The organism is Amycolatopsis sp. SID8362, assembly GCF_010550475.1.
Lineage (GTDB): Bacteria > Actinomycetota > Actinomycetes > Mycobacteriales > Pseudonocardiaceae > Amycolatopsis > Amycolatopsis eburnea.
The window spans coordinates 1-1,066 of sequence record NZ_JAAGNB010000556.1; the positions used below are offsets into that span (position 1 = coordinate 1).

The window sequence follows — 1,066 nt, forward strand, 5'->3', positions numbered from 1 at the left end:
CGCCCAGGGCAGCTGCACGGCGTGGGCGCGCCCGGCGACGACCCGCGCCGCCGGCGCGCTCGACGCCTTGCTGTGGTCCTACGAGCCCTATACCGCGTGGTGGCCGTCGAGCTGGTGGAACTCCGCGGTCGCGGTGACGGCGGTGGCCGACGCGGGCGGGTTCGACGCCGCGCTGGCGCGCACCTTCGACGTCAACCGGGCCGCTTTCCCCGCCGGGGTACGGAGTTCCGACCCGATCGACGGCCACTTCGTCAGCCGGGCGATCGACGACAGCGCGTGGTGGGGCCTGGCCTGGCTCGCCGTCTACGACCGCACCCACGACCCGCGGTACCTCAGCGAGGCGACGACGATCGCGGACTACGTCCACGGGTTCTGGGACACCGGCACCTGCGGCGGCGGGGTCTGGTGGGACCGCGAGCGGACGTACAAGAACGCCGTCACCGCGGGGCTGTACCTGCGGCTGACCGCGTCCCTGCACCGGCGGATCGCAGGCGACACCGTCTGGGGTCAGCGAGCGAAGACGGCGGGCGATTGGTACCTCGGCAGCGGGCTGGTCAACGCGTCCGGTCTGGTGAACGACGGCTTGACGTCGTCGTGCGCCAACAACGGCCAGCCGGTCTGGACCTACAACCAGGGCCTCGGGATCGGCGGGCTGCTGGAGCTGTGGCGCGGCACCGGCGTCCAGTCCTATTTGGACGCGGCGAAGCGGCTCGCCGACGCGGCGATGGCCCGGCTGACGTCCGGTGGCGTGCTCGTCGAGTCCTGCGAGACGGGTTCCTGCGACGACAACCAGAAGCAGTTCAAGGGCATCTTCATGCGTTACTTCGGCGACCTCGCCGTGGCCACGGGCTCGGCGGCCTACCGCGCGTTCGCGCAGCAGCAGGCGGACGCGCTGTGGGCGGGCGACCGGGACCCGCTGAACCGGATCGGGCTGCGCTGGACCGGCGTCACGCCGAACGCGGCCGACTGGCGCACGCAGGCGTCCGGGCTGGAAGCGGTGCTGGCGGCCGGGTAGGCCGGCACGCCAGAATGGGCGGCGTGCGGATCCTCCTGCTCGCGGCCGTCG

At 72.9% G+C, this 1,066-nt stretch carries 1 protein-coding gene; it reads left to right on the forward strand.

The features are described from left to right. On the forward strand, nt 1-1,015 hold a 1,015-nt coding region (locus G3I65_RS17375), incomplete at its 5' end, for a glycoside hydrolase family 76 protein (protein WP_239071267.1). Between the last annotated feature and the right edge of the window lie 51 nt (nt 1,016-1,066).